This is a genomic window from Streptomyces sp. NPDC057287 (assembly GCF_042667905.1).
GTDB lineage: Bacteria > Actinomycetota > Actinomycetes > Streptomycetales > Streptomycetaceae > Streptomyces.
Map to the genome: position 1 here is coordinate 23,813 of NZ_JBHUYV010000032.1, position 19,705 is coordinate 43,517.

Below are 19,705 nucleotides of genomic sequence, written 5' to 3' on the forward strand. Positions count from 1 at the left end.
GCTGAGTCCCGGCGCCCACCCCCCCCGGCGCCGGGGCTCATTCATGTCCGGCCCACCGCCGGCCGGGGTGACGCGGCGCGCGTCAGGCGGGCGCCCAGGGCGCCGAGGTGCTCCACCAGGTGGGCGGGACCGTGCACCTCGAACTCGCAGTCCACGAGCGCCAGCCGCAGAGCCACCCACTCCAGTGAGTCCGCCGAGACCGTGCGCAGCCGGCAGCTCCGCTCTCCCGTCGGCTCCACCGCGCCGAGCGTCGCGGGCAGCCGGGCCGTCACGAAGCCCGCCGGGGCCCGGAAGGTCACGTCGAGGTGCAGCTCGGGCTGCGTGCGCGACATCGACGCGGCGAAGAACTCGGCCGCGTCCCCGCCGCCGGTGGGCAGCTCGCGCGGGGTGAAGCGGGAGCCGGTGGCGAACGGCTCGCTCACCCGGTCCACCCGGAAGGTGCGCCAGTCCTCGCGGTCCAGGTCGTACGCGACGAGGTACCAGCGGCTGCCCGTACTCACCAGCCGGTACGGCTCGGCCTGCCGCCTGGACGCGGTGCCGTCCCCCGAGCGGTACGCGAAGCGCAGCCGTTCCTGGCCGGTGACCGCCGAGGCGATCGCCGTGAGCGTCCGGGGGTCGATGGTCGATCCGTCGCCGCGGGTGAGAGGCACGGTGGCGTTCTGCAGGGAGGAGACCCGGTGCCGCAGCCGCGACGGAAGCACCTGCTCCAGCTTGGCCAGGGCCCGTACGGACGCCTCGTCGACCCCTTCGATGGCGTGACCGGCCCCGGCCCGCAGGCCCACCGCGATGGCCACCGCCTCCTCGTCGTCCAGGAGGAGCGGCGGCATGGCGGAGCCCGCGACCAGGCGGTAGCCGCCGACGGAACCGCGCGACGCCTCGACCGGATAGCCGAGGTCGCGGAGCCGGTCGATATCACGGCGGATGGTCCGCGGGGTGACGTCGAGCCGGCCGGCGAGCTCGCTGCCCGGCCACTCGCGCGGAGTCTGGAGGAGCGACAGCAGTTTCAGCAGTCGTGCCGGGGTGTCGGTCATGGGAACAGGATGCCCGTCTATTAGGTCATTATCTGACCTGTTGGGCCGCTAGCTTCCTCCCATGACTTCATCCGAATCTCTGCCGGCCACGGCAGCCGCCCGCACGGCGTCAACAGGGCCGGCCACGCCGCAGGACCCGGCGGACCGGCGCCGCTGGTTCGCGCTCGCGATCGTGATGACCGCGGCCTTCATGGACCTGGTCGACGTCACGATCGTCAACATCGCCATTCCGAGCATCACGCGGGACACCGGCGCCTCGTTCACCTCGATCCAGTGGATCACCGCCGGATACGCGCTCGCCTTCGCGGCGGGTCTGATCACGGGCGGCCGGCTCGGTGACATCTACGGCCGCAAGCGGCTCTTCCTGATCGGCATCGCAGGCTTCACGGTCGCCTCCGCCCTCTGCGGCTTCGCCGTGAACCCGGAGATGCTGGTCGCCTCGCGCATCCTTCAGGGGGCGATGGCCGCGCTGATGGTGCCGCAGGTGCTGTCGATCGTGCACGCCACCTTCCCGGCGCACGAGCGCGGCAAGGTCTTCGGGCTCTTCGGTGCGATCGTCGGGCTCGGTGCGGTGTCCGGGCCCCTGCTGGGCGCCCTGCTCACCGAGTGGAACCTCTTCGGTCTGGAGTGGCGGCCGATCTTCCTGATCAACCTGCCGGTCGGCATCGCGGGACTGGTGCTCGGGTGGAAGTACATCAGCGAGTCCAAGGCGCCGAGGGCGCTCAGGCTGGACCTGACGGGCGTGGCCCTGGTGACCCTCGGCCTCCTCATGCTGCTCTACCCGCTGACCCGGGGACGCGAGCTGGGCTGGCCGCTGTGGGGCCATGTGTCGATGGCCGCGAGTCTCCTGGTGTTCGCGGTGCTCGTCGTGTTCGAGCGCTGGAAGGCGAACCGGGACGGCTCGCCGCTCATCGAACTGTCGCTGTTCCGAGTGAAGAGCTTCGCGGCGGGCACCGCCGTGCAGCTGGCCTTCGGCGTCGCCCTCGGCATCTTCTTCCTGGTGTGGACGCTCTACCTGCAGATGGGGCTCGGCTGGAGCGCCCTGCGGGCCGGCTCGACCGGGATCCCGTTCTCGATCGCCGTCTCGTGCGCCGCGGGTGTCTCCGTGCAGAAGCTGGTGCCCCGCTTCGGCCGCAAGGTGCTGCAGGCGGGCGCGCTGCTGATGATCGCCGGGCTGCTGCTCTACATCTGGGAGGCCGGTCGGTACGGACTGGACATCAGCCCCTGGCAGATGGCGCTTCCGCTGGTGGTCATGGGCGTGGGCATGGGGCTGATCGTGGCTCCGCTGACGGACACGGTGCTCTCCGGGGTGCCGAAGGAGCACTCCGGCTCGGCGTCGGGGCTGATCAACACCGTCCAGCAGATGGGTACGGCGCTGGGGCTCGGCCTCGTCTCGGTCGTCTTCTTCGGCGCGATCAGCGACCGGCTGCCGCCGGAAGCCATGGGGGCGGCCTTCGTGGACGCGTTCCAGCAGTCGCTCTGGTGGGTGGCCGGGGTGCTCGCGGTGATCTTCCTCGTGATGTTCGCCCTCCCCGCGAGGCCCCAGCTGCATCTGGAGGGCGGCGAGGACGACACGCCCCCCGTGCGGGCTCAGGACGACGCACCCCCGAAGGAGCCCGCGCTGACGAGCTGAACCCGCCTGCCGGGTCAGCAGATGCGGGTGCGGTTCTCCATGGCCAGCCGCGCGGTCCGCTCCTCGTCGTAGACCTCGCACATGTGGCGGCCGTCGGGGGTGGCCGTGTGCTCGACCTCCCACAGGCTCGTCTCGGTGCCGTCGAGGAGGAGGAAGGCGTGCTCGTAGAGCGTGAAGCCGGCGTCCCGTCCGTCGACGCGGTACTGCCGGCCGAAGACCTGGGTGATGTGGTGGGCGAAGGCGGCCCGGAGCAGCCGGGCCGTCCCGTCGCCCGGCCGGTCCCCGTTCTCCGCACGGCGCAGGACGCGCCGGGCGTGGTCCGCGGAGTTGTCCGGTGCGTACGTGCGGGGCAGGGGGGCCGGGGGGACGCTCATCAGCAGGGTGAGCGCCTCCAGGTCCTCCCGCATGCCGTCGTCACCGAGGGCGGGGGTGTCCCAGAAGCTGCCGGCGAGGCGGGCGGCGGCGATCCGGGCGTCGGCCTCGTCGTCGTACAGCTCGTGCCGGCGGGGGGCCGGGACGTCCCTGCCGCCGCCGTGCACCAGCTCCCACAGCGTGAGCGTGGTGCCGTCGGTGAGCAGGTAGGAGTGCCGGTAGGTCTCGCGGTGCAGCTCCGCGCTGTGGTGGGACGAGTGCAGGGCGCTGCTGTGCGCCATCGCCGTCCCCAGCCGGTCGACCGTGGTGTCGGACAGATCGAAGGAGTTGAGGGCGCATCGCAGGAGTCGCTCGAGGTGCTGCTCGGTTGTCTCGTACGGATCGCTCAAGGTGCTGTCTCCAGGCCGTTGCCGCGTGTTACCCGATGCGTGCATAACGTAGTCCCTGGGTCTGACATCGTGACCGGGGTTCGCAAAAAACGTACCGCGCACGCAGAAAGTTCCCGGTCTGTCCGCGCTCCCACGCAAGAGGTTCCCGGCCGGCTCAGGATGCGCCGTAGAGCTCGCTGTACGAGGGGAACGCGCCTCCGGGGCCGTCGACCCCCCGGGCCGCCCTCGCGGCCTTCACGACGGCGCGGCTCAGGACGTCGGCCCCGGCCGCCAGGACGGCGTTGAACGCGGCGACGGTATCCGGAGGCAACGGGTGCCTGTCGGTGGAGAGGGTGAAGACGGTGTCCCCGTCGGTGAGCAGGTGGACCGGCCGCACGGCGCGCGCCAGGCCGTCGTGCGCCGTACCCGCGAGCTTCTGCGCCTGGGCGCGGGTGAGGGAGGCGTCGGTGGCGACGACGGCGATCGTCGTGTTGAAGGCGCCGCCTCCCCGCGCTCGGGTGCCGTCCTTCTTCGCCGCGGCCTCCCGAGCCCTCCGGATCTCCGCCAGCCGGCGGCTCGCGGCCTCGTGCACGGTGGGCGCCGGGTGCGCGGGGGGCTCTCCCGCGCCGTACTCGCCGTAGAGCACCCCGGTCCGCGGGTCGATGACGGAGCCCACCGCGTTGACGACGACCAGCGCGGCGACCGTCGCCCCGGAGGCCAGCCGCACGCTCGCCGTGCCGACACCGCCCTTGAGCCCGCCGGCCACCGCGCCCGTACCGGCGCCCACCGTGCCCTCCGGGACCCGTGCACCCGGCCCGGAAGCGGCGGCGGCCTCGACGGCGGCCCGGCCGGTCGACGCGTCGGGGCGGGCACGCCAGTCACCGCCCCGGCCCAGATCGAAGAGGCAGGCCGCGGGCACCACGGGCACCACCTGGGAGGGGTCCGGGCCGACCCGGACGCCGCGCCCCTGCTCCTCTAGCCAGGCCATCACGCCGGACGCGGCGTCGAGCCCGTAGGCGCTGCCGCCGGTCAGGACGACGGCGTCGATCCGCTGCACCAGATTGCGCGGGTCGAGCGCGTCCGTCTCCCTGGTGCCCGGCCCGCCCCCGCGCACGTCGACGGCCGCCACGGCGCCGCCCTCGGGGGCGAGGACGACGGTGGTCCCGCTCAGTGCGCGCTCGCCCGGCACCCCGGCGTGTCCGACGCGGATCCCGGCCACGTCCGTCAGTGCGTCCAGCGGGCCCGGGGCGGGCAGGTCCTCGGTCATGGGGAGCTCCTCGGGGGTGCGGTGGTGCCGTGTACCGGCGAACGTACAGGCGGCGGCCGGGGAGTGAAGGCGTTCGGCAACACCCGTCGGCACGCGGGCCACCTGGGCGACGTGGCCACGCCATCGGCGTAGATAACGGGACCGAAGGTGCATCTCGGCCCTACGGTGGCCGGGTGACCGAGCCGCCAGAACCGCCCGCCGCCGCCGAGCAGCCCGATTCCGGTGTCCGCACCGGCACGTCGGGCGGGACGGAGGTCCGGCCGTCCGGACCGGAGCCCTCCGCGGCCGCCCGGATCGCCCGGCGGCTGCCGCGGTCGGTCTCCGGCCGGGCGACCCTGGCCGGCGCCGTCGTCTCCGGCCTCCTGATCCTCGCGATCGTGTTCGGCAGCCGCCTGCTGCACGACTTCGACTCGGCACTGCTCCCGTACGCCGTCGCCTCGGTCTTCCTGGCCTTCGGCGTGGCCTACCGGTACACGGTCTGGGTCTCGGCCCCCGGTGCCCGACGGCTCTTCAGGAACGGCTGGCGCAGCCTGTTCTCGGCCGAGAACTTCCGCAGGGCCCCCACCGCCCTGCCGAAGATGGCCGCGACCTATCTGGGCTTCCAGAAATTCCTCGGTGCCCGCTCCCACGCGCGCTGGATCGCGCACCAGCTGATCTTCTGGGGCTGCATCCTCGCCGCGCTCATCACCTTCCCGCTGATCTGGGGATGGTTCACCTTCACCTCCGGCAGCGGCGCGGGGCCCGGCTACGAGATGCGCGTCTGGGGCATCAAGATCCTCGGCTTCGACTCGCTGAACTTCATCGGCTGGCTGATGTTCCACGGCCTGGACCTCGCCGCGGTCCTGGTCATCCCCGGCGCCTCGTACTTCCTCTGGCGCCGGATGAAGGACCGCGGGGCCATCACGGGACAGCGGTTCGCCTACGACATGGTGCCGCTGCTCGCACTGATCATCATCTCCGTGACGGGCCTGCTGCTCACCTTCTCGTCGATCTTCCTGCACGGCGGAGGCTACGAGTTCCTGGCGATCCTCCACATGGTGTCGGTGGTCTTCACCCTCATCTACATCCCGTTCGGGAAGTTCTTCCACATCGTGCAGCGCCCGGCGGCGGTCGGCATGCAGCTCTTCAAGTACACCGGGCGCCAGGACGACACGGTCTTCGCCTGCCGGCGCTGCGGCGAACCCATCGACACCGGCCCGTACGTCGAGAACCTGCGCGGCACCATGCGTGACCTCGAACTCGGCTTCGACGCATGGGCCGAGTACTGCCCGCGCTGCAAGCGCGTGCTGCGCGGCAACGCCTATCTCACCCAGGTCAAGAAGGGCTTCAAGTGACCGCGGATCCACGCGCAGCCGACGGCCGTACCGTCCTCCCGCTCGACCCGTCCCTGGCCCCGCCGGGCACCCGCGGCTTCCGGGACGCGGGCGGCATCCCGGCCGACCGGTGGCACGCCGACCAGAACGGCGAGACGCTCGTCCCCACGCACTGCTGCTTCTGCGGGGTGCAGTGCGGGATGTACCTCCGGGTGGACCGCGGAGGCAAGGTCTTCGGCGTGGAGCCACGCAACCACGACATCAACCGCATGCGGCTCTGCCCCAAGGGGATCAACGCCTACCAGCAGGTCAACCATCCCGACCGGCTGACCGCCCCCCTCATGCGCCGCTCCCGGGACGAGGAACTGCGGGAGGTCTCCTGGGACGAGGCGCTCGACTTCACGGTCTCCGAGATCGAGCGCATCCAGCACGAGCACGGGAAGGACGCCTTCGGCGTACTCGGCGGGGCGAGCCTCTTCTCCGAGAAGACCTACCTGGTCGGCAAGTTCGCCCGGGTGGCGCTGAAGACCAGGCACGTCGACTACAACGGCCGGCTCTGCATGGTCAGCGCAGCCGGCGCCAACAAGCTCGCCTTCAACATCGACCGGGCGGGCAACCCCTTCTCCGACATCCTGCTCACCGACTGCCTCCTGCTGGCCGGCGCCAACGTCGGGGAGTGCTTCCCCGTGCTGACCCAGTACGTCTGGGGCGCCCGGGACCGAGGCGCCACCCTGATCGTGATCGACCCGCGGGAGACGGCTGTCGCGCGCACCGCCGACATCCACGTCGCCCTCAAGTCGGGCACCGACTCGGCGTTCTTCAACGCCGTGCTGAACGTGGTGATCGAGGAGGGTCTCACCGACGAGGCCTACCTCGCGGACCACGTCACCGGATGGGAGGAGGTGAAGGCCAACGTCGCCCAGTACCCGCCGTCCCGCGCCGCCGAGATCTGCGGGATCCCCGCCGAGCAGGTCGTCCAGGTCGCCCGCGCCTTCGCCCGCGCCCCCAAGGCCATGGCCTTTCACGCCCGGGGCATCGAACACCACACGCAGGGCGTCGAGAACTGCCTCAGCGTGATCAACCTCTGCGCCGCCACCGGGCACATCGGCAAGCCCGGAGCGGGCTACGGCACCCTCACCGGGCAGGGGAACGGCCAGGGAGGCCGCGAGCACGGCCAGAAGGCCGACCTCCTCCCCGGCGGGCGTTCCATCCTCAACGAGGAGCACCGCCGGCAGATCTGCGAGATCTGGGGCATCGACGAGTCCGAACTCCCCGCCGCCGGGACCTCGATGATGGAGATGGTCTGGCAGATGCAGCGCCGTGAGATCCGCGGCCTGATCGGCATCTGCAACAACCCCTTCGTCTCGCTCCCCAACTACGCCGTGGTCAAGGAGGGGTACGACACCACCGAATTCCACGCCCAGTTCGACTTCTTCCTCTCCGAGACCGCGGCCAACGCGCACGTCGTCTTCCCCGTCACCATCTGGGCCGAGGACGAAGGGGTGATGGCCAACGCCGAGGCGCGCGTCGTCAAGCACAACAAGGCGCAGGAACCACCGGCCGGCGTGCGGACCGACACCTGGGTGATGTGCGAGCTGGCCCGTCGCCTCGGAGCCGGGGACAAATTCGCCTTCGACAGCTCCCGGGAGGTCTTCGACGAGCTGCGCAGGGCATCCGCCGGCACCATCATCGACTACTCCGGCATCACCTACGAGCGGCTCGAGGAGACCGGCGGGATCGCCTGGCCCTGTCCCTCGACCGACCACCCCGGCACCCCCCGGCTGTTCGAGGACGGCACGACCTACCACGCCGACGGCAGGATCCACATGCAGGTCGTCGAGTGGCATCCGCCGGCGGACCCGTACGACGACGAGCACCCCATGACGCTGACCACCGGACGCACCGTCGCCCACTTCCTCTCGGGCAACCAGACCCGCCGGCTGGGCGCCCTGGTCGAGCAGACCCCGCGTCCCTGGGCGGAGGTCCACCCCTCCCACGGCTTCCGCAACGGTGAGCCCGTCCGCGTCGTCACCCGGCGCGGCAGCGAGGTCTTCCCCGCCCTGGTCACCGAGGCGATCCGGCCCGACACGGTGTTCATCCCCTACCACTGGCCCGTCCCGACAGCGGCCAACGCACTCACCATCGACGCCCTCGACCCCCGCTCCAAGATTCCCGAGTACAAGGTCTGCGCCTGCCGCATCGAGCACGCCGGAGCGATCGACGAGGTCCCCGCGCCCCCCGTCGCCCCCGGCCACGTTGCCTATCCCGAGACCCAGGTCTCCCGCACCGACCCGCTGCCTCCCACGGCCCCGCAGGGCCGCGGCACCTCGGAAAGGAGCTGATGCCCGGATGATGGGCAGAACGATGTTCATCGACCCGGGGCGCTGCATCGGCTGTCAGGCCTGTGTCTCCGCCTGCCGGGAGTGCGACTCGCACCGGGGCAAGTCGATGATCCACCTCGACTACACCGACGAGGGCTCCTCCGTCGCCTCCCTTCCCACGGTCTGCATGCACTGCGAGGACCCGGTGGCCCCCTGCGCCGAGGTCTGCCCGGCCGACGCGATCCTGATCACCGCCGACGGCGTCGTGCAGCAGGCCGACACCACCCGCTGCATCGGCTGCGCCAACTGCGTCAACGCCTGCCCCTTCGGCGTCCCGAAGATCGACCTCCAGGCGAAGCTGCAGATGAAGTGCAACCTCTGCTACGACCGGACCGCCTACGGGCTCGCCCCCATGTGCGCCACCGTCTGCCCCACGGGCGCGCTCTACTACGGCACCGTCGAGGAGCTCCAGGCGGAGCGCCCCGGTGTGCAGGTCGCCGACACCTTCGTCTTCGGCGAGAGCGAGGTCCGCACGGGCGTGGCCATGGTCGTGCCCGCGGAGCGCGTCCAGTGGCCGGTCCCCGGCGGACTTCCCGTCGTCGAGATCAACGGGAAGGACGTCCGCCGATGAGCGTCACCGAACAGCAGCAGCCGGGCCCCGACCACGGCTCCGGCAGCGACCCCCGTGAGGCGCTGCGCGACAGGATCGCGGCCGATTCCCTGACCACCCGGCGCGACTACCTCCGGATCGTCGCCACGGTGTCCGGCGGTCTCGCCGTGGGCGGCCTGGCCGTGGCGGGCGGCATCCTCCACCGGCACGGCGAGACGGAGGACGGGAAGGCACCGGCCCCGAAGCGGATCGCCGCACAGCTGCTGCCCGGAGAGTCCCTCGCCTTCCGCTACCCGGGCGACGAGGACCGGGCGGTCGCGGTGCGGATGGACGACGGCACTCTCGTCGGCTACTCCGCCGTCTGCACCCACCTGGCCTGTGCCGTGCTCTGGCGCAAGGACCGGGGCACCGAGGGCGAGCTGTACTGCCCCTGCCACGAGGGCGTCTTCGACGCCCGCACCGGTGAGGTCACGGCCGGTCCGCCGCCCCGCGGGCTGCCGAAGGTGGCCATGACCGAGCTGGAGGACGGCAGCGTCTGGGCCGTCGGCACGACCCGCTCCGGGGAGAGCGTCGAGGAAGGGCTGTGCCGCCAGCTGGGCGAGGACCGCCCGGATCTCGCCGAACGGATCGGCTGCCCCGGCACCGGAGGAGGAGCGGAAGCCCCGCCCGCGCTGGCCCCGCCCGCGCTGGCCCCGACCGTGCAGGCCCCGTCCGGGCAGGCCCCGTCCGGGCAGGGTTCGCCCGCGCTGGCCCCGTCCGGGCAGGCCCCGTCCGGGGAGGGGTCGTCCGGCGCCACGGGCGCGGGGGCTCGGTCATGACCGAGCCTCTGGACCCGGTCGAGCCGCCGAGGCCCCCCAACCCCACCGGATCGGCGTATCCCGAGTACCACCCGGGCAGCGCGCGTGCCGAGCTGAACCGTCCCGTCCACGAGCGCTATCCCCAGATCCGGCCGACCAGTGGCTACGCCGATCCGCGGGTACGCCACACCGGTCCGGGCCCCGGGGCGGGCTCCGAGCAGGAACCCGAGCGTTCCGCGAAGCTGACGGCCCGCCTGGTGCTGGCGCTGAGCGTCGTCGTCGGACAGCTGTGGGCACTGACGGAGGTCGTCAACGTGTGGATGGAGGGCGACACGGGCACGGCCTGGTGGGGTGCTGGTTTCCTCTGTCTCTCGTTCCTCGTAGTGCTGGGGCTGTGGCTGCTCGATCCGAAGGATCGCTGAGCTCGGCCGTACCCTGGACGTATGAGTACCGCCCCCGCCCCCGGACCGCGAGAGTCGAAACCGCCGCAGCAGCAGTCGCGGCCGGAGCAGCCTCGGTCGGAGTCCAGGCCCAAGCCGCCGGCTCTGATCTTCGACGATCCGCTGGACCGGCAGTCCTCGGACGACACGGACCAGGGATGGGGCGAGCGGGCTCCGGGCGGCAGCGCGGCCGACCTGTCGCGTTTCCTCGACGAGAAGCCGCCCCACCACATCTGACCGCCGCGGCCGGCGGCGCCTCCGGCCGGCTACACCGGGCCGCTCCTGGCTGCCAGCGCGTCCCGGATCTCCTTCAGCACCTCCAGCTCGCTCACCTCCAGCGTCTCCCGCACGCCCTCCTTCGCCGCCTGGGCGGCCGCGCGCCGGGCGAGGTACTTCGCCATGGGCAGCACCATCAGGAAGTAGACGACGGCGCCTGTGATCAGGAAGCTGAGGGCGGCACTGAGCACCGAGCCCCACAGGATCTCGATGCCGTCCGTCCTGCCGGTGCCCGGGTCCACCACGCAGGGGCCTCGGAGGCAGGACCTGTACTTCTCCAGGTCCTGGGTGCCGAAGGCGCCCACCACCGGATTGATGATTCCCTTCACGACCGCGTTCACCACGTTCGTGAAGGCGGCGCCGATGACGACGGCCACCGCGAGGTCGATCACATTGCCGCGCGTCAGAAAGGCTTTGAACCCCTCCAACAGGCTGACTTTCTTCTCGCTCACAGGTGGGCCTCTCTCCGCGCGTGCCGTCAGGGGGGCGAACCGCCCCGCCACATAAGGCAGCAGACGCCCGTACTGTCCAATCCCGTACGCCCGAAGGGTGAGTTGCCGCTACACCCGTTCTATTCGGCATGGGACACCGCCACCGCGAGCCGCCCCGAGGCGCCGGCGCCGGCCAGGGCCGCCGCCGTGTCCCGCTCCACCGACAGGACCACCAAGGCCCCGCTTCCCGGCATCGCTCCGCCGTCGGACCCCGGGGCCGATCCGTCTCCGGTGCCCGGGGCGACCGGGACGTCTGCCACCCGTACGTCGCGCGCCACCACTCTGGCCTCGGACTCCCCGTCGACCGAGGCGATCACGTCGACGCGGTCACCCGGCCGCAGCAGCCCGACCGTGGCCGCGTCGGCGATCCGTACGGGAGCGGAGACCAGCCGCACAGCCCGCCGCTCGGGGCCCGGCGGCGCGCCCCCGTGGTCGGCGACCGCACCCTTCTCGGCGCCGAGCCCCGAAGCGGCGAGCACGGCGGAGGTCAGCGCGAAGCCCGCGGCCAGCGCCCGGCGCTGTCCGCGCAGCAGCCGCCTGAGTCGCCGCCCGCCGCCGCCTCGGACTCGTAGGGGCCCGAAAGCCGGGACCCCGCGCGGTGCGGGAGGCGCGGGACGTGTATCGGGCGCCGAAGGGAACATGGCCAACACCACCTGGCGTGAAGGAGATCCGCGAAGGACCTCCGGGCGAGGGAACGCGTGAGGGGAGCCCGGCGGGGTGATGCCCCGACGAACTCCCCTCACGATCCACCGTCCGTGGCGATCCCGCTCGGCCCTGTGGACAGTCCGCACGATGTGGACAACCCGGTCACCCGTAAGCGCGGCGAGAGCCCACGCCGAGACTCCGTCCCACCGGGCTCACGACGGCAGCCCGTCCCGCCGGCCCACGACGGCAGTCGGCCCCGGGCGGGTCCGGCCGTCCGACAGCCGGACCCGTCCGACAGCCGGACCCGTCCGACAGCCGGACCCGCCCGACAGCCGGACCCGGCCGACAGTCGGCGTCATCCACCGGCCCCGCCCCGCCCGCCCGATCAATGGCCCGCAGCACGGTGCCGCCGCGGCTACGGCAGCTCGATGCCCGGGTCGATGCCGTCCAGCGCGTGTGCGCAGACGCAGTCACGGCCCTTGTTCTCGGGCAGCGCCGCCACCGCGTCGAACAGCACCGACCTCAGCCGGTCCACGTTGGCCGCGAACACCTCCAGGACCTCCGCGTGGCTGACGCCCTCGCCGGCCTCGGCCCCCGCGTCGAGGTCCGTCACCAAGGTCAGCGTCGTGTAGCAGAGCTCCAGTTCACGGGCGAGCACCGCTTCCGGGTGCCCCGTCATCCCGACGACCGACCAGCCCATCGCCGCGTGCCAGCGCGACTCCGCGCGGGTCGAGAAGCGCGGGCCCTCGACGACGACCAGGGTTCCGCCGTCCACCGCTTCCCAGTCGCGTCCGCGTGCCGCGGCGAGGGCGGCCTTGCGGCCCTCGGGGCAGTACGGATCGGCGAAGCCGAGGTGCACGACGTTCGGCTGGGTCCCGTCGGCCCGCTGCTCACCGTCGTAGAAGGTCTGCGTGCGTGCCTTGGTCCGGTCGACCATCTGGTCCGGCACGAGCAGGGTGCCCGGGCCGTACTCGGGGCGCAGGCCGCCGACGGCGCACGGGCCGAGGACCTGGCGTACGCCGACGGAGCGCAGGGCCCAGAGGTTGGCGCGGTAGTTGATCCGGTGCGGCGGGAGGTGGTGGCCTCGGCCGTGGCGCGGGAGGAAGGCGACCCGGCGGCCCGCGAGCTCGCCGAGGAAGACGGAGTCGCTCGGCGCCCCGTACGGGGTGTCCACCTGGATCTCGGTCACGTCCTCCAGGAAGGAGTAGAAGCCCGATCCGCCGATGACACCGATTTCCGCTGTACCCGTTTCTGCGTTCACCATGCGGTCACACTAACCGGGCGCGCACGACCGGGACCCCGCCGAGTGGATCAGCGGGGTCCCGGTGAAACGTATGGGGTACGCGAGAGGCCTCAGGCGGCCGACGTACCGCTCGACGACGCGGAAGAAGCCGACGAGGAGGTCGAGGACGACGCCGAAGCGGCAGGCTTCGACTCCGGCTTCGAGGCGGAGGAACCGGCGGACGAGTCCGACGCCTTGGTGGTCGACGTGGCCGGCGTGCTGCTCGACGAGGAGCCGCGGCTGTCGTTCCGGTAGAAACCGGATCCCTTGAAGACGATGCCGACGGCCGAGAACACCTTCTTGAGGCGTCCCTCGCAGTTCGGGCACACGGTCAGGGCATCATCGGTGAACTTCTGCACCGCTTCGAGGCCCTCGCCGCACTCGGTGCACTGGTACTGGTAAGTCGGCACTTGCTCCTCCTGGCACTCTCACTCAGTGAGTGCTAACGACGATCCATACTGACGTATTCCGAGCGATCAGTCCACCGTGACCGGCTCGCGGTGACCGATCCCACGTGCCACGGTCCGCCCGGCGGGCCTCGGTGTCAGCCGTGAACGCAGGGCCAGCAGGGTCGCCAGGGCCAGCGCCGTACCGGCCAGCGGGACCACGAAACCGGTGCTCGCACCATGCGAGTCCGCGAGCTGTCCGGCCACCGTGACGGCCGCCGCCTGGCCGAGCGCCACCGCACCCGTCAGCCAGGTGAAGGCCTCGGTCCTGGCGGACGCCGGGACCAGCGCGTCGACCAGGGTGTAGCCGCTGATCAGCGCGGGAGCGATGCACAGCCCGACCAGCAGCCCCAGGCCCGCCAGCAGCGGTACCGAGTGCACGGCCCACAGCCCGGACGCGGTCAGCGTCAGGGCCACGTAGCCGATGATCAGCCGGCGACGCGGGCTGCTCTTCCAGGCGATGGCGCCGCAGGCGATGCCGGCCAGCATGTTGCCGGCCGCGAAGATCCCGTACAGCAGCCCGTTGACGCCGGGCCGGCCGATCTCCTCGGAGAACGCCGTGAGGGAGACCTGCATGCCGCCGAAGACGGCGCCGATGCCCAGGAAGGTGATCGCCAGCACCCGCACGCCGGGTACGGAGAGTGCCGAGCGGTGCGGCTCGGCCTCCGTGGCGGCGCCCCGGGGGGCCGGCTGGGTGGAGCGCTGGGCCGCGAACAGGACGCCGCCCACCAGTGTCAGTGCCGCCTCGGCGACCAGTCCGGCCGCCGGGTGCACGCCGGTGCACAGCGCCGTCGCGAGCACGGGGCCGACGACGAAGGTGAACTCGTCCGTCACGGACTCGAAGGCGGCGGCCGTCGTCATCAGGGGTGAAGCGGGCCGCCCCGGGGCGGCGCCGAGCCTGGCTGCCCAGCGGGCCCGCACCATCGGGCCGATCTGCGGAATGGAAGCACCGGTGGGCACCGCCGCCAGGAACAGCACCCACAGGGGTGCGTCCGCCAGGGCGAGCGCCGTGAGGGCGCCGACGGACGCGGCGTGCACCAGGACGCCGGGCAGGAGGACGGCTCGCTGGCCGAACCGGTCGGCGAGCCTGCCGGTCTGCGGCGCGAACAGGGCCATGGAGACGCCGGAGGCGGCTGCCACGGCGCCGGCACTGCCGTACGAGCCGGTGGTGTGCTGGACCAGGAGCACGATGCCGATGGTCAGCATCGCGAAGGGCTGCCGGGCGGCGAAGCCCGGGAGGAGGAAGGTCCACGCACCCGGGGTGCGCAGCAACTGCCCGTAACCGGGGCGGTCGGAGACCGTGGACGCCACGGTCCATGCCTTTCTGCCGCCTGGTGGCCGTGCTCCCCGGGCGCCGGCACCGGGGTGTCGGGGCGTGCGGGAGCTGCCGAGAGCTGTCCTCTTCGCGCGGGACTGCGGTAGATGCCGGGCGCTCGCTCCACAGGCGAAAGGACGCCACGACCGCCATACGGTCGCGCCAGCTCTGCATCAGACAGAGTTGGTCGATCAGGGTTCACATCGTGTGGATCAAGAGATCCGGTCCTTCATGTTACAGGCCCTGACACCGGCAGGCCTGCGATTGTGCGCGGTCACACCCTTCCGTCGCGGTCACACCCCTCTGCCGCCGCGGGCAGTGGTGGGCCCTTTCTTCGCCCCGGGGCAGCGCGTGGCCCGCCCGACGTCCCGGTCAGTGGCGGGCTCGCCCTGCTGACCGGGACAGGGGCGGGCTCGCTCTGCCGACCAGGTCAGTGGCGGGCTCGCCTGTCGCCCGCCCGGTCTCCCGGGCGGTCCTCGCCGCTCTTGCCCAACTTCTTGGCGAGCCTCGCGAGGTGCGGCGTCTCCGCGGAGCCGCTGTCCTTCCGGCCCGCACCGCCCGCACCGCCCGCACCGCCCGTCCCGAGCCAGCCGGCCAGCTTGCCGCCTTCGCCGACCGCGCGCAGCCGTGCCTCCGTCGCGTCGCGGACCGGATCGGTCGCGACGACCAGCAGTTCGTCCCCGCGGCGCAGCACGGTCGAGGGTGCGGGCACGAAGCTCTTGTCGTCCCGTACGACGAGGGTGACGGCGGCGCCGGCGGGCAGTCGCAGTTCCCCGACCTCCACGCCGTGCATCTTGGACCTGCCGGGGACCTCCACGGAGAGCAGGTGGCCGCGCAGCCGTTCCAGGGGGGCCGACTCGATCCCGAGGTCCGCGGTCTCGGACGGGTCGTCGCTGATCTTCAGGGCCTTGGCCAGCCAGGGCAGTGTCGGCCCCTGGATCAGCGTGTAGACGATGACGAGCACGAAGACGATGTTGAAGACCCGAGTGCTGCCCTCGATCCCGGACACCATCGGAATGGTCGCCAGGATGATGGGCACCGCGCCGCGCAGCCCGGCCCAGGACATCAGGGCCTTCTCGCGGTGCGGCAGCCGGAACGGCGCGAGGCTGATGAAGACCGACAACGGCCGTGCGACGGCGGTCAGCACCAGGCCCACGACCACGGCGGGCCAGAAGTCGGCGATCAGGTCGTGCGGAGTGACCAGCAGGCCGAGCAGGACGAACATGCCGATCTGCGCCAGCCAGCCGAGCCCGTCCGCGAACCCCCGGGTGGCCGGCCAGTGCGGAAGCTTGGAGTTGCCGAGGACCATCGCGGCCAGGTAGACGGCCAGGAAGCCGCTGCCGTGGGCCATGGCGCCCGCGGCGTAGGCGGACACGGCGATGGCCATCACGGCGATCGGGTAGAGCCCGGACGCGGGCAGTGCCACGTGACGCAGCCCGAAGGACCCGAGCCAGCCCACCGCGAGGCCGATCGCCGCGCCGATGGCCAGCTCCAGGGCTATCTCACCGACCAGGAAGTACCAGTGCTCCACGGGGCCGACGGCGGAGAACGCCACCACCAGGATGACCACGGGGGCGTCGTTGAAGCCGGATTCGGCCTCCAGGACACCGGTGATCCGGGAGGGGAGGGGGACCTTGCGCAGGACCGAGAAGACGGCCGCGGCGTCGGTGGACGACACGACGGCGCCGATGATCAGGGCCTGCCGCCAGTCGAGGCCGACGAGATAGTGCGCCGCGCTCGCGGTGACGCCCACGCTGATGCCCACACCGACGGTCGACAGGACGGCCGCCGCCGGCAGGGCGGGTTTCACTTCTTTCCACTTCGTGCCCAGACCGCCCTCGGCCAGGATGACGACCAGGGCGGCGTAGCCGATCACCTGGGTCAGCTCGGCGTTGTCGAACTTGACGTCGAAGATGCCGTCCTGCCCCATGGCGATCCCGATGCCGAGGTACAGGAGCAGGCTGGGGAGCCCGCTGCGTGACGAGATGCGTACGGCCGCGACGGCGACCAGCAGGACGACAGAGCAGATGAGCAGAAGTTCGTTGAGCGCGTGGACAGTCAGGGTCCGTTCCTTCCCTGCGTACGCCTTCCGGATCGGCCTCCGGCGGCCAGTACTTCGTTACCTTACCTAATCTTTAACGCTTTCTTGACGCCTTCGACTGTTCGTGCGAACCAGGGCGCAAATGGATGCATCCCCATACCGCGTCCGAGTGGCTTCGGCGGGGCGCCTATGGTTGCTCCTGCACTCCCAGGACCACCCTGCCCCTCGAAGGACAGCGATGCCCGCCAACACAACCGCCCCTTCCGGGTCTTCCGATGCGAAGAAGTCCGGCAGGAAGAAGGGGCGACGCGCCCGCCTGTTCGTGATCGTCCTGGTGCTGGCGCTTGTCGCGGGTGTCGGGTACGGCGCGTACTGGTCCGTCTCCACGGTCCGGGCCTCGTACCCGCAGACCACCGGATCGATCGAGCTCAAGGGTCTCTCCGGCGACGTCGACGTCAAACGTGACAGCTACGGGATCCCGCAGATCTACGCGGACACCGACAGCGACCTCTTCCGTGCCCAGGGCTTCGTCCAGGCCCAGGACCGCTTCTGGGAGATGGACGTACGCCGTCACATGACGTCGGGACGTCTCTCCGAGATGTTCGGCTCCGGCCAGGTCGAGACCGACTCCTTCCTGCGCACGCTCGGCTGGCGCAAGGTGGCTCAGGAGGAGTACGACACCGTCCTGGACGAGGACACGAAGAAGAACCTCCAGGCTTACGCGGAGGGGGTGAACGCGTATCTGGACGGCAAGGACGGCAAGGACATCTCCGTCGAGTACGCGGCGCTCGGTCTGACCAACGACTACAAGCCCACCGAGTGGACCCCGGTCGACTCGGTCGCCTGGCTCAAGGCGATGGCCTGGGACCTGCGCGGCAACATGCAGGACGAGATCGACCGCTCGCTGATGACCAGCAGGCTCAGCTCGAAGCAGATCGAGGACCTCTACCCGGACTACCCGTTCGACAAGAACAAGCCGATCGTCGACCAGGGCGCGGTCTCCCCGGTCACCGGCAAGTTCGACCCGGACGCGGAACCGTCGGACAGCATCGGTGCGGAGACCCCCGAGGGCGCGACCCAGGGCGTGAACACACAGCTGTCCGCGCTCTCCGACACCCTCGACAAGATCCCGGCGCTGCTCGGGCCCAACGGCAACGGCATCGGGTCGAACTCCTGGGTCGTCGCCGGCGAGAACACGACGACCGGCAAACCGCTGCTCGCCAACGACCCGCACCTGGCGCCCCAGCTCCCCTCGCTCTGGTACCAGATGGGGCTGCACTGCCGTCAGGTCTCGGCGTCCTGCCAGTACGACACGGCCGGCTACACGTTCTCCGGGATGCCCGGTGTGGTCATCGGCCACAACCAGGACATCGCCTGGGGCTTCACGAACCTCGGAGCCGACGTCACCGACCTCTTCCTGGAGAAGGTCTCCGGCGACGGCTACCAGTACGACGGCAAGACCGAGCCCTTCGTCAGCCGCGAGGAGACCATCAAGGTCGCCGGTGGCAGGAGCAGGAAGATCACCGTCCGGGAGACCAACAACGGTCCTCTGGTCTCCGACCGCAGCGGCGAGTTGGAGAAGGTCGGCAAGAAGGCCCCCGTCACCAACTCCGCGCCCGACCGCGGTGACGGTTACGCGGTCTCCCTGAAGTGGACGGCGCTGGACCCCGGCAAGTCCATGGACGCGGTCTTCGAGCTCAACCGGGCCAAGGACTTCACGACCTTCCGCAAGGCCGCCGCGCACTTCGAGGTGCCCTCGCAGAACCTCATCTACGCGGACACCAAGGGCAACATCGGCTACCAGGCGCCCGGCAGGATCCCGGTCCGCACGCAGGGTGACGGCACGCTGCCCAGCCCCGGCTGGAACGCGAAGTACGGCTGGGAGAAGGACCCCATCCCGTTCGACGAGCTGCCGTACGAGTACAACCCGGACCGTGGCTACATCGTCACCGCCAACCAGGCGGTCATCGGTGAGGGTTACGACCACATGCTGACCAAGGACTGGGGCTACGGGACGCGCAGTCAGCGGATCAACGACCTGATCCAGAAGAAGATCGACGGCGGCGAGAAGATCTCCACCGACGACATGCAGACGATGCAGATGGACAACCAGAGCGCGATCGCCGCGAAGCTGGTGCCGAAGCTCAAGAACATCGCCGTCTCCGACAAGAACGTCCGCGAGGCCCAGAAGCTGCTCGAGGGCTGGGACTACACCCAGGAGCCCGATTCCGCCGCCGCCGCGTACTTCAACGGCGTGTGGCGCAACATCCTCCTGCTGGCCTTCGGCAACAAGCTCCCCAAGGAGATGCGGGCCAAGGGCGACTGCGTCTACGTGGAGCCGGCCGCCGGTGCCGGGCCGGTGGACGAGCAGGACAAGCTCGTACGCGAATGCGGTCAGCGCGCCCCGGACGCGGCGCAGCCGGACGGCGGTGACCGCTGGTACGAGGTGGTCGAGAGCATCCTGGACGACCAGGACAACGAGTGGTGGAAGGTCCCGGCCAAGGGGCGCGAAGAGGCCATCGACAGCCGCGACGAGCTCTTCGCCCGCGCCATGGAGGACGCGCGCTGGGAGCTGACCGCCGAGCTCGGCAAGGACATGAGCACCTGGAGCTGGGGCCGGCTGCACCAGCTGACCCTGCGCAACCAGACGCTCGGCACCGAAGGCCCCGATCTTCTGCAGCGGGCCCTCAACCGCGGACCCTGGGACCTCGGCGGCGGCGAAGCCGCGGTCGACGCGACGGGCTGGAACGCGGCGGGCGGCTACGAGGTCATCTGGGTCCCGTCGATGCGGATGGTCGTCAACGTCGGCGACTGGGACAAGTCCCGGTGGATCAACCTCACCGGTGCGTCGGGACACGCGTTCAGCGCGCACTACACCGACCAGACCGACAAGTGGGTCGACGGCGAACTGCTCGACTGGTCCTACGGGGCGGACGCGGTGGGCGAGTCCACGGTCGACGCCCTCACGCTCAAGAAACCCCAGTAGTACTGCCCGAGCGGGATTCGACGGTTCCAGCGGGCGGCGACGGGCCGCCCACCCCCGCGCAGGGGTGGGCG

The 19,705-nt window shown here is 71.2% G+C and carries 17 protein-coding genes; 8 read left to right on the forward strand and 9 right to left on the reverse strand.

Annotation, left to right across the window (positions count from 1 at the left end; genetic code table 11):
• Nucleotides 1–41 precede the first annotated feature (41 nt).
• Entirely contained in the window at nucleotides 42–1,031 is a 990-nt protein-coding gene (locus ACFUNE_RS36735; RefSeq protein WP_383577200.1) for a helix-turn-helix transcriptional regulator, read from the reverse strand.
• 61 nt (nucleotides 1,032–1,092) lie between these two features.
• Here ACFUNE_RS36735 and ACFUNE_RS36740 point away from each other — a divergent pair, with 61 nt between their 5' ends.
• On the forward strand, nucleotides 1,093–2,664 hold the full coding sequence (locus tag ACFUNE_RS36740) for an MFS transporter (protein ID WP_383577202.1): 1,572 nt from the start codon (nucleotides 1,093–1,095) through the stop codon (nucleotides 2,662–2,664).
• Between the two features lie 14 nt (nucleotides 2,665–2,678).
• Here ACFUNE_RS36740 and ACFUNE_RS36745 read toward each other — a convergent pair whose 3' ends face one another.
• Complete coding sequence (locus ACFUNE_RS36745) at nucleotides 2,679–3,425, reverse strand: DUF6227 family protein (protein WP_383577204.1); 747 nt, start codon at nucleotides 3,423–3,425, stop codon at nucleotides 2,679–2,681.
• A 154-nt stretch (nucleotides 3,426–3,579) separates the two neighbouring features.
• Nucleotides 3,580–4,671 carry a P1 family peptidase gene (locus tag ACFUNE_RS36750; protein WP_383577206.1) on the reverse strand — a complete coding sequence of 364 codons (1,092 nt, stop codon included), beginning with the start codon at nucleotides 4,669–4,671 and terminating at the stop codon, nucleotides 3,580–3,582.
• 173 nt (nucleotides 4,672–4,844) lie between these two features.
• Here ACFUNE_RS36750 and ACFUNE_RS36755 point away from each other — a divergent pair, with 173 nt between their 5' ends.
• Genes ACFUNE_RS36755 through ACFUNE_RS36780 form a run of 6 tightly spaced genes read left to right on the forward strand, consistent with a single transcriptional unit; the run spans nucleotide 4,845 to nucleotide 10,389 of the window.
• Nucleotides 4,845–6,005, forward strand: coding sequence for an MFS transporter (locus ACFUNE_RS36755; protein WP_383577208.1), 1,161 nt, complete (start codon nucleotides 4,845–4,847; stop codon nucleotides 6,003–6,005).
• A complete protein-coding gene (locus tag ACFUNE_RS36760; protein ID WP_383577210.1) occupies nucleotides 6,002–8,326 on the forward strand; it encodes a molybdopterin oxidoreductase family protein in 2,325 nt (774 codons plus the stop codon). The genes ACFUNE_RS36755 and ACFUNE_RS36760 overlap by 4 nt, the downstream gene beginning before the upstream one ends.
• 7 nt (nucleotides 8,327–8,333) lie before the next feature.
• Nucleotides 8,334–8,936: a 4Fe-4S dicluster domain-containing protein gene (locus ACFUNE_RS36765; protein ID WP_383577212.1), complete on the forward strand. Its 603-nt coding sequence runs from the start codon at nucleotides 8,334–8,336 to the stop codon at nucleotides 8,934–8,936.
• A complete protein-coding gene (locus ACFUNE_RS36770) occupies nucleotides 8,933–9,733 on the forward strand; it encodes a ubiquinol-cytochrome c reductase iron-sulfur subunit (RefSeq protein ID WP_383577214.1) in 801 nt (266 codons plus the stop codon). Before ACFUNE_RS36765 ends, ACFUNE_RS36770 begins: the two co-directional genes overlap by 4 nt.
• On the forward strand, nucleotides 9,730–10,134 hold the full coding sequence (locus tag ACFUNE_RS36775) for a hypothetical protein (RefSeq protein ID WP_383577216.1): 405 nt from the start codon (nucleotides 9,730–9,732) through the stop codon (nucleotides 10,132–10,134). The genes ACFUNE_RS36770 and ACFUNE_RS36775 overlap by 4 nt, the downstream gene beginning before the upstream one ends.
• Before the next feature lie 21 nt (nucleotides 10,135–10,155).
• A complete protein-coding gene (locus ACFUNE_RS36780; RefSeq protein ID WP_383577218.1) occupies nucleotides 10,156–10,389 on the forward strand; it encodes a hypothetical protein in 234 nt (77 codons plus the stop codon).
• Between the two features lie 29 nt (nucleotides 10,390–10,418).
• On the opposite strand, the gene ACFUNE_RS36785 is transcribed toward ACFUNE_RS36780, so the two are convergent.
• From ACFUNE_RS36785 to ACFUNE_RS36810, 6 genes are all read right to left on the reverse strand, one after another.
• Nucleotides 10,419–10,880 carry an MscL family protein gene (locus ACFUNE_RS36785; protein WP_383577220.1) on the reverse strand — a complete coding sequence of 154 codons (462 nt, stop codon included), beginning with the start codon at nucleotides 10,878–10,880 and terminating at the stop codon, nucleotides 10,419–10,421.
• A 119-nt stretch (nucleotides 10,881–10,999) separates the two neighbouring features.
• Nucleotides 11,000–11,560, reverse strand: a complete 561-nt coding sequence (locus ACFUNE_RS36790) for an RcpC/CpaB family pilus assembly protein (RefSeq protein WP_383577222.1) — start codon at nucleotides 11,558–11,560, stop codon at nucleotides 11,000–11,002.
• Between the two features lie 419 nt (nucleotides 11,561–11,979).
• Entirely contained in the window at nucleotides 11,980–12,828 is an 849-nt protein-coding gene (locus ACFUNE_RS36795) for an S-methyl-5'-thioadenosine phosphorylase (protein WP_383577224.1), read from the reverse strand.
• Between the two features lie 89 nt (nucleotides 12,829–12,917).
• Complete coding sequence (locus tag ACFUNE_RS36800; RefSeq protein WP_383577226.1) at nucleotides 12,918–13,256, reverse strand: FmdB family zinc ribbon protein; 339 nt, start codon at nucleotides 13,254–13,256, stop codon at nucleotides 12,918–12,920.
• 66 nt (nucleotides 13,257–13,322) lie between these two features.
• Nucleotides 13,323–14,603, reverse strand: coding sequence for an MFS transporter (locus ACFUNE_RS36805; RefSeq protein ID WP_383577228.1), 1,281 nt, complete (start codon nucleotides 14,601–14,603; stop codon nucleotides 13,323–13,325).
• A 434-nt stretch (nucleotides 14,604–15,037) separates the two neighbouring features.
• Nucleotides 15,038–16,642, reverse strand: a complete 1,605-nt coding sequence (locus ACFUNE_RS36810; RefSeq protein ID WP_383577234.1) for a potassium/proton antiporter — start codon at nucleotides 16,640–16,642, stop codon at nucleotides 15,038–15,040.
• Nucleotides 16,643–16,886: 244 nt separating this feature from the next.
• On the opposite strand from ACFUNE_RS36810, the gene ACFUNE_RS36815 reads away from it, so the two are divergent.
• Complete coding sequence (locus tag ACFUNE_RS36815) at nucleotides 16,887–19,634, forward strand: penicillin acylase family protein (RefSeq protein ID WP_383577230.1); 2,748 nt, start codon at nucleotides 16,887–16,889, stop codon at nucleotides 19,632–19,634.
• The last annotated feature ends 71 nt before the right edge of the window (nucleotides 19,635–19,705 follow it).

Bases quoted from the DNA above. Each gene is read 5' to 3' on its own strand.
- ACFUNE_RS36735 (WP_383577200.1), bottom strand. From the start codon at position 1,031: ATGACCGACACCCCGGCACGACTGCTGAAACTGCTGTCGCTCCTCCAG.
- ACFUNE_RS36740 (WP_383577202.1), top strand. From the start codon at position 1,093: ATGACTTCATCCGAATCTCTGCCGGCCACGGCAGCCGCCCGCACGGCG.
- ACFUNE_RS36750 (WP_383577206.1), bottom strand. From the start codon at position 4,671: ATGACCGAGGACCTGCCCGCCCCGGGCCCGCTGGACGCACTGACGGAC.
- ACFUNE_RS36765 (WP_383577212.1), top strand. From the start codon at position 8,334: ATGATGGGCAGAACGATGTTCATCGACCCGGGGCGCTGCATCGGCTGT.
- ACFUNE_RS36770 (WP_383577214.1), top strand. From the start codon at position 8,933: ATGAGCGTCACCGAACAGCAGCAGCCGGGCCCCGACCACGGCTCCGGC.
- ACFUNE_RS36775 (WP_383577216.1), top strand. From the start codon at position 9,730: ATGACCGAGCCTCTGGACCCGGTCGAGCCGCCGAGGCCCCCCAACCCC.
- ACFUNE_RS36780 (WP_383577218.1), top strand. From the start codon at position 10,156: ATGAGTACCGCCCCCGCCCCCGGACCGCGAGAGTCGAAACCGCCGCAG.
- ACFUNE_RS36790 (WP_383577222.1), bottom strand. From the start codon at position 11,560: ATGTTCCCTTCGGCGCCCGATACACGTCCCGCGCCTCCCGCACCGCGC.
- ACFUNE_RS36795 (WP_383577224.1), bottom strand. From the start codon at position 12,828: ATGGTGAACGCAGAAACGGGTACAGCGGAAATCGGTGTCATCGGCGGA.
- ACFUNE_RS36815 (WP_383577230.1), top strand. From the start codon at position 16,887: ATGCCCGCCAACACAACCGCCCCTTCCGGGTCTTCCGATGCGAAGAAG.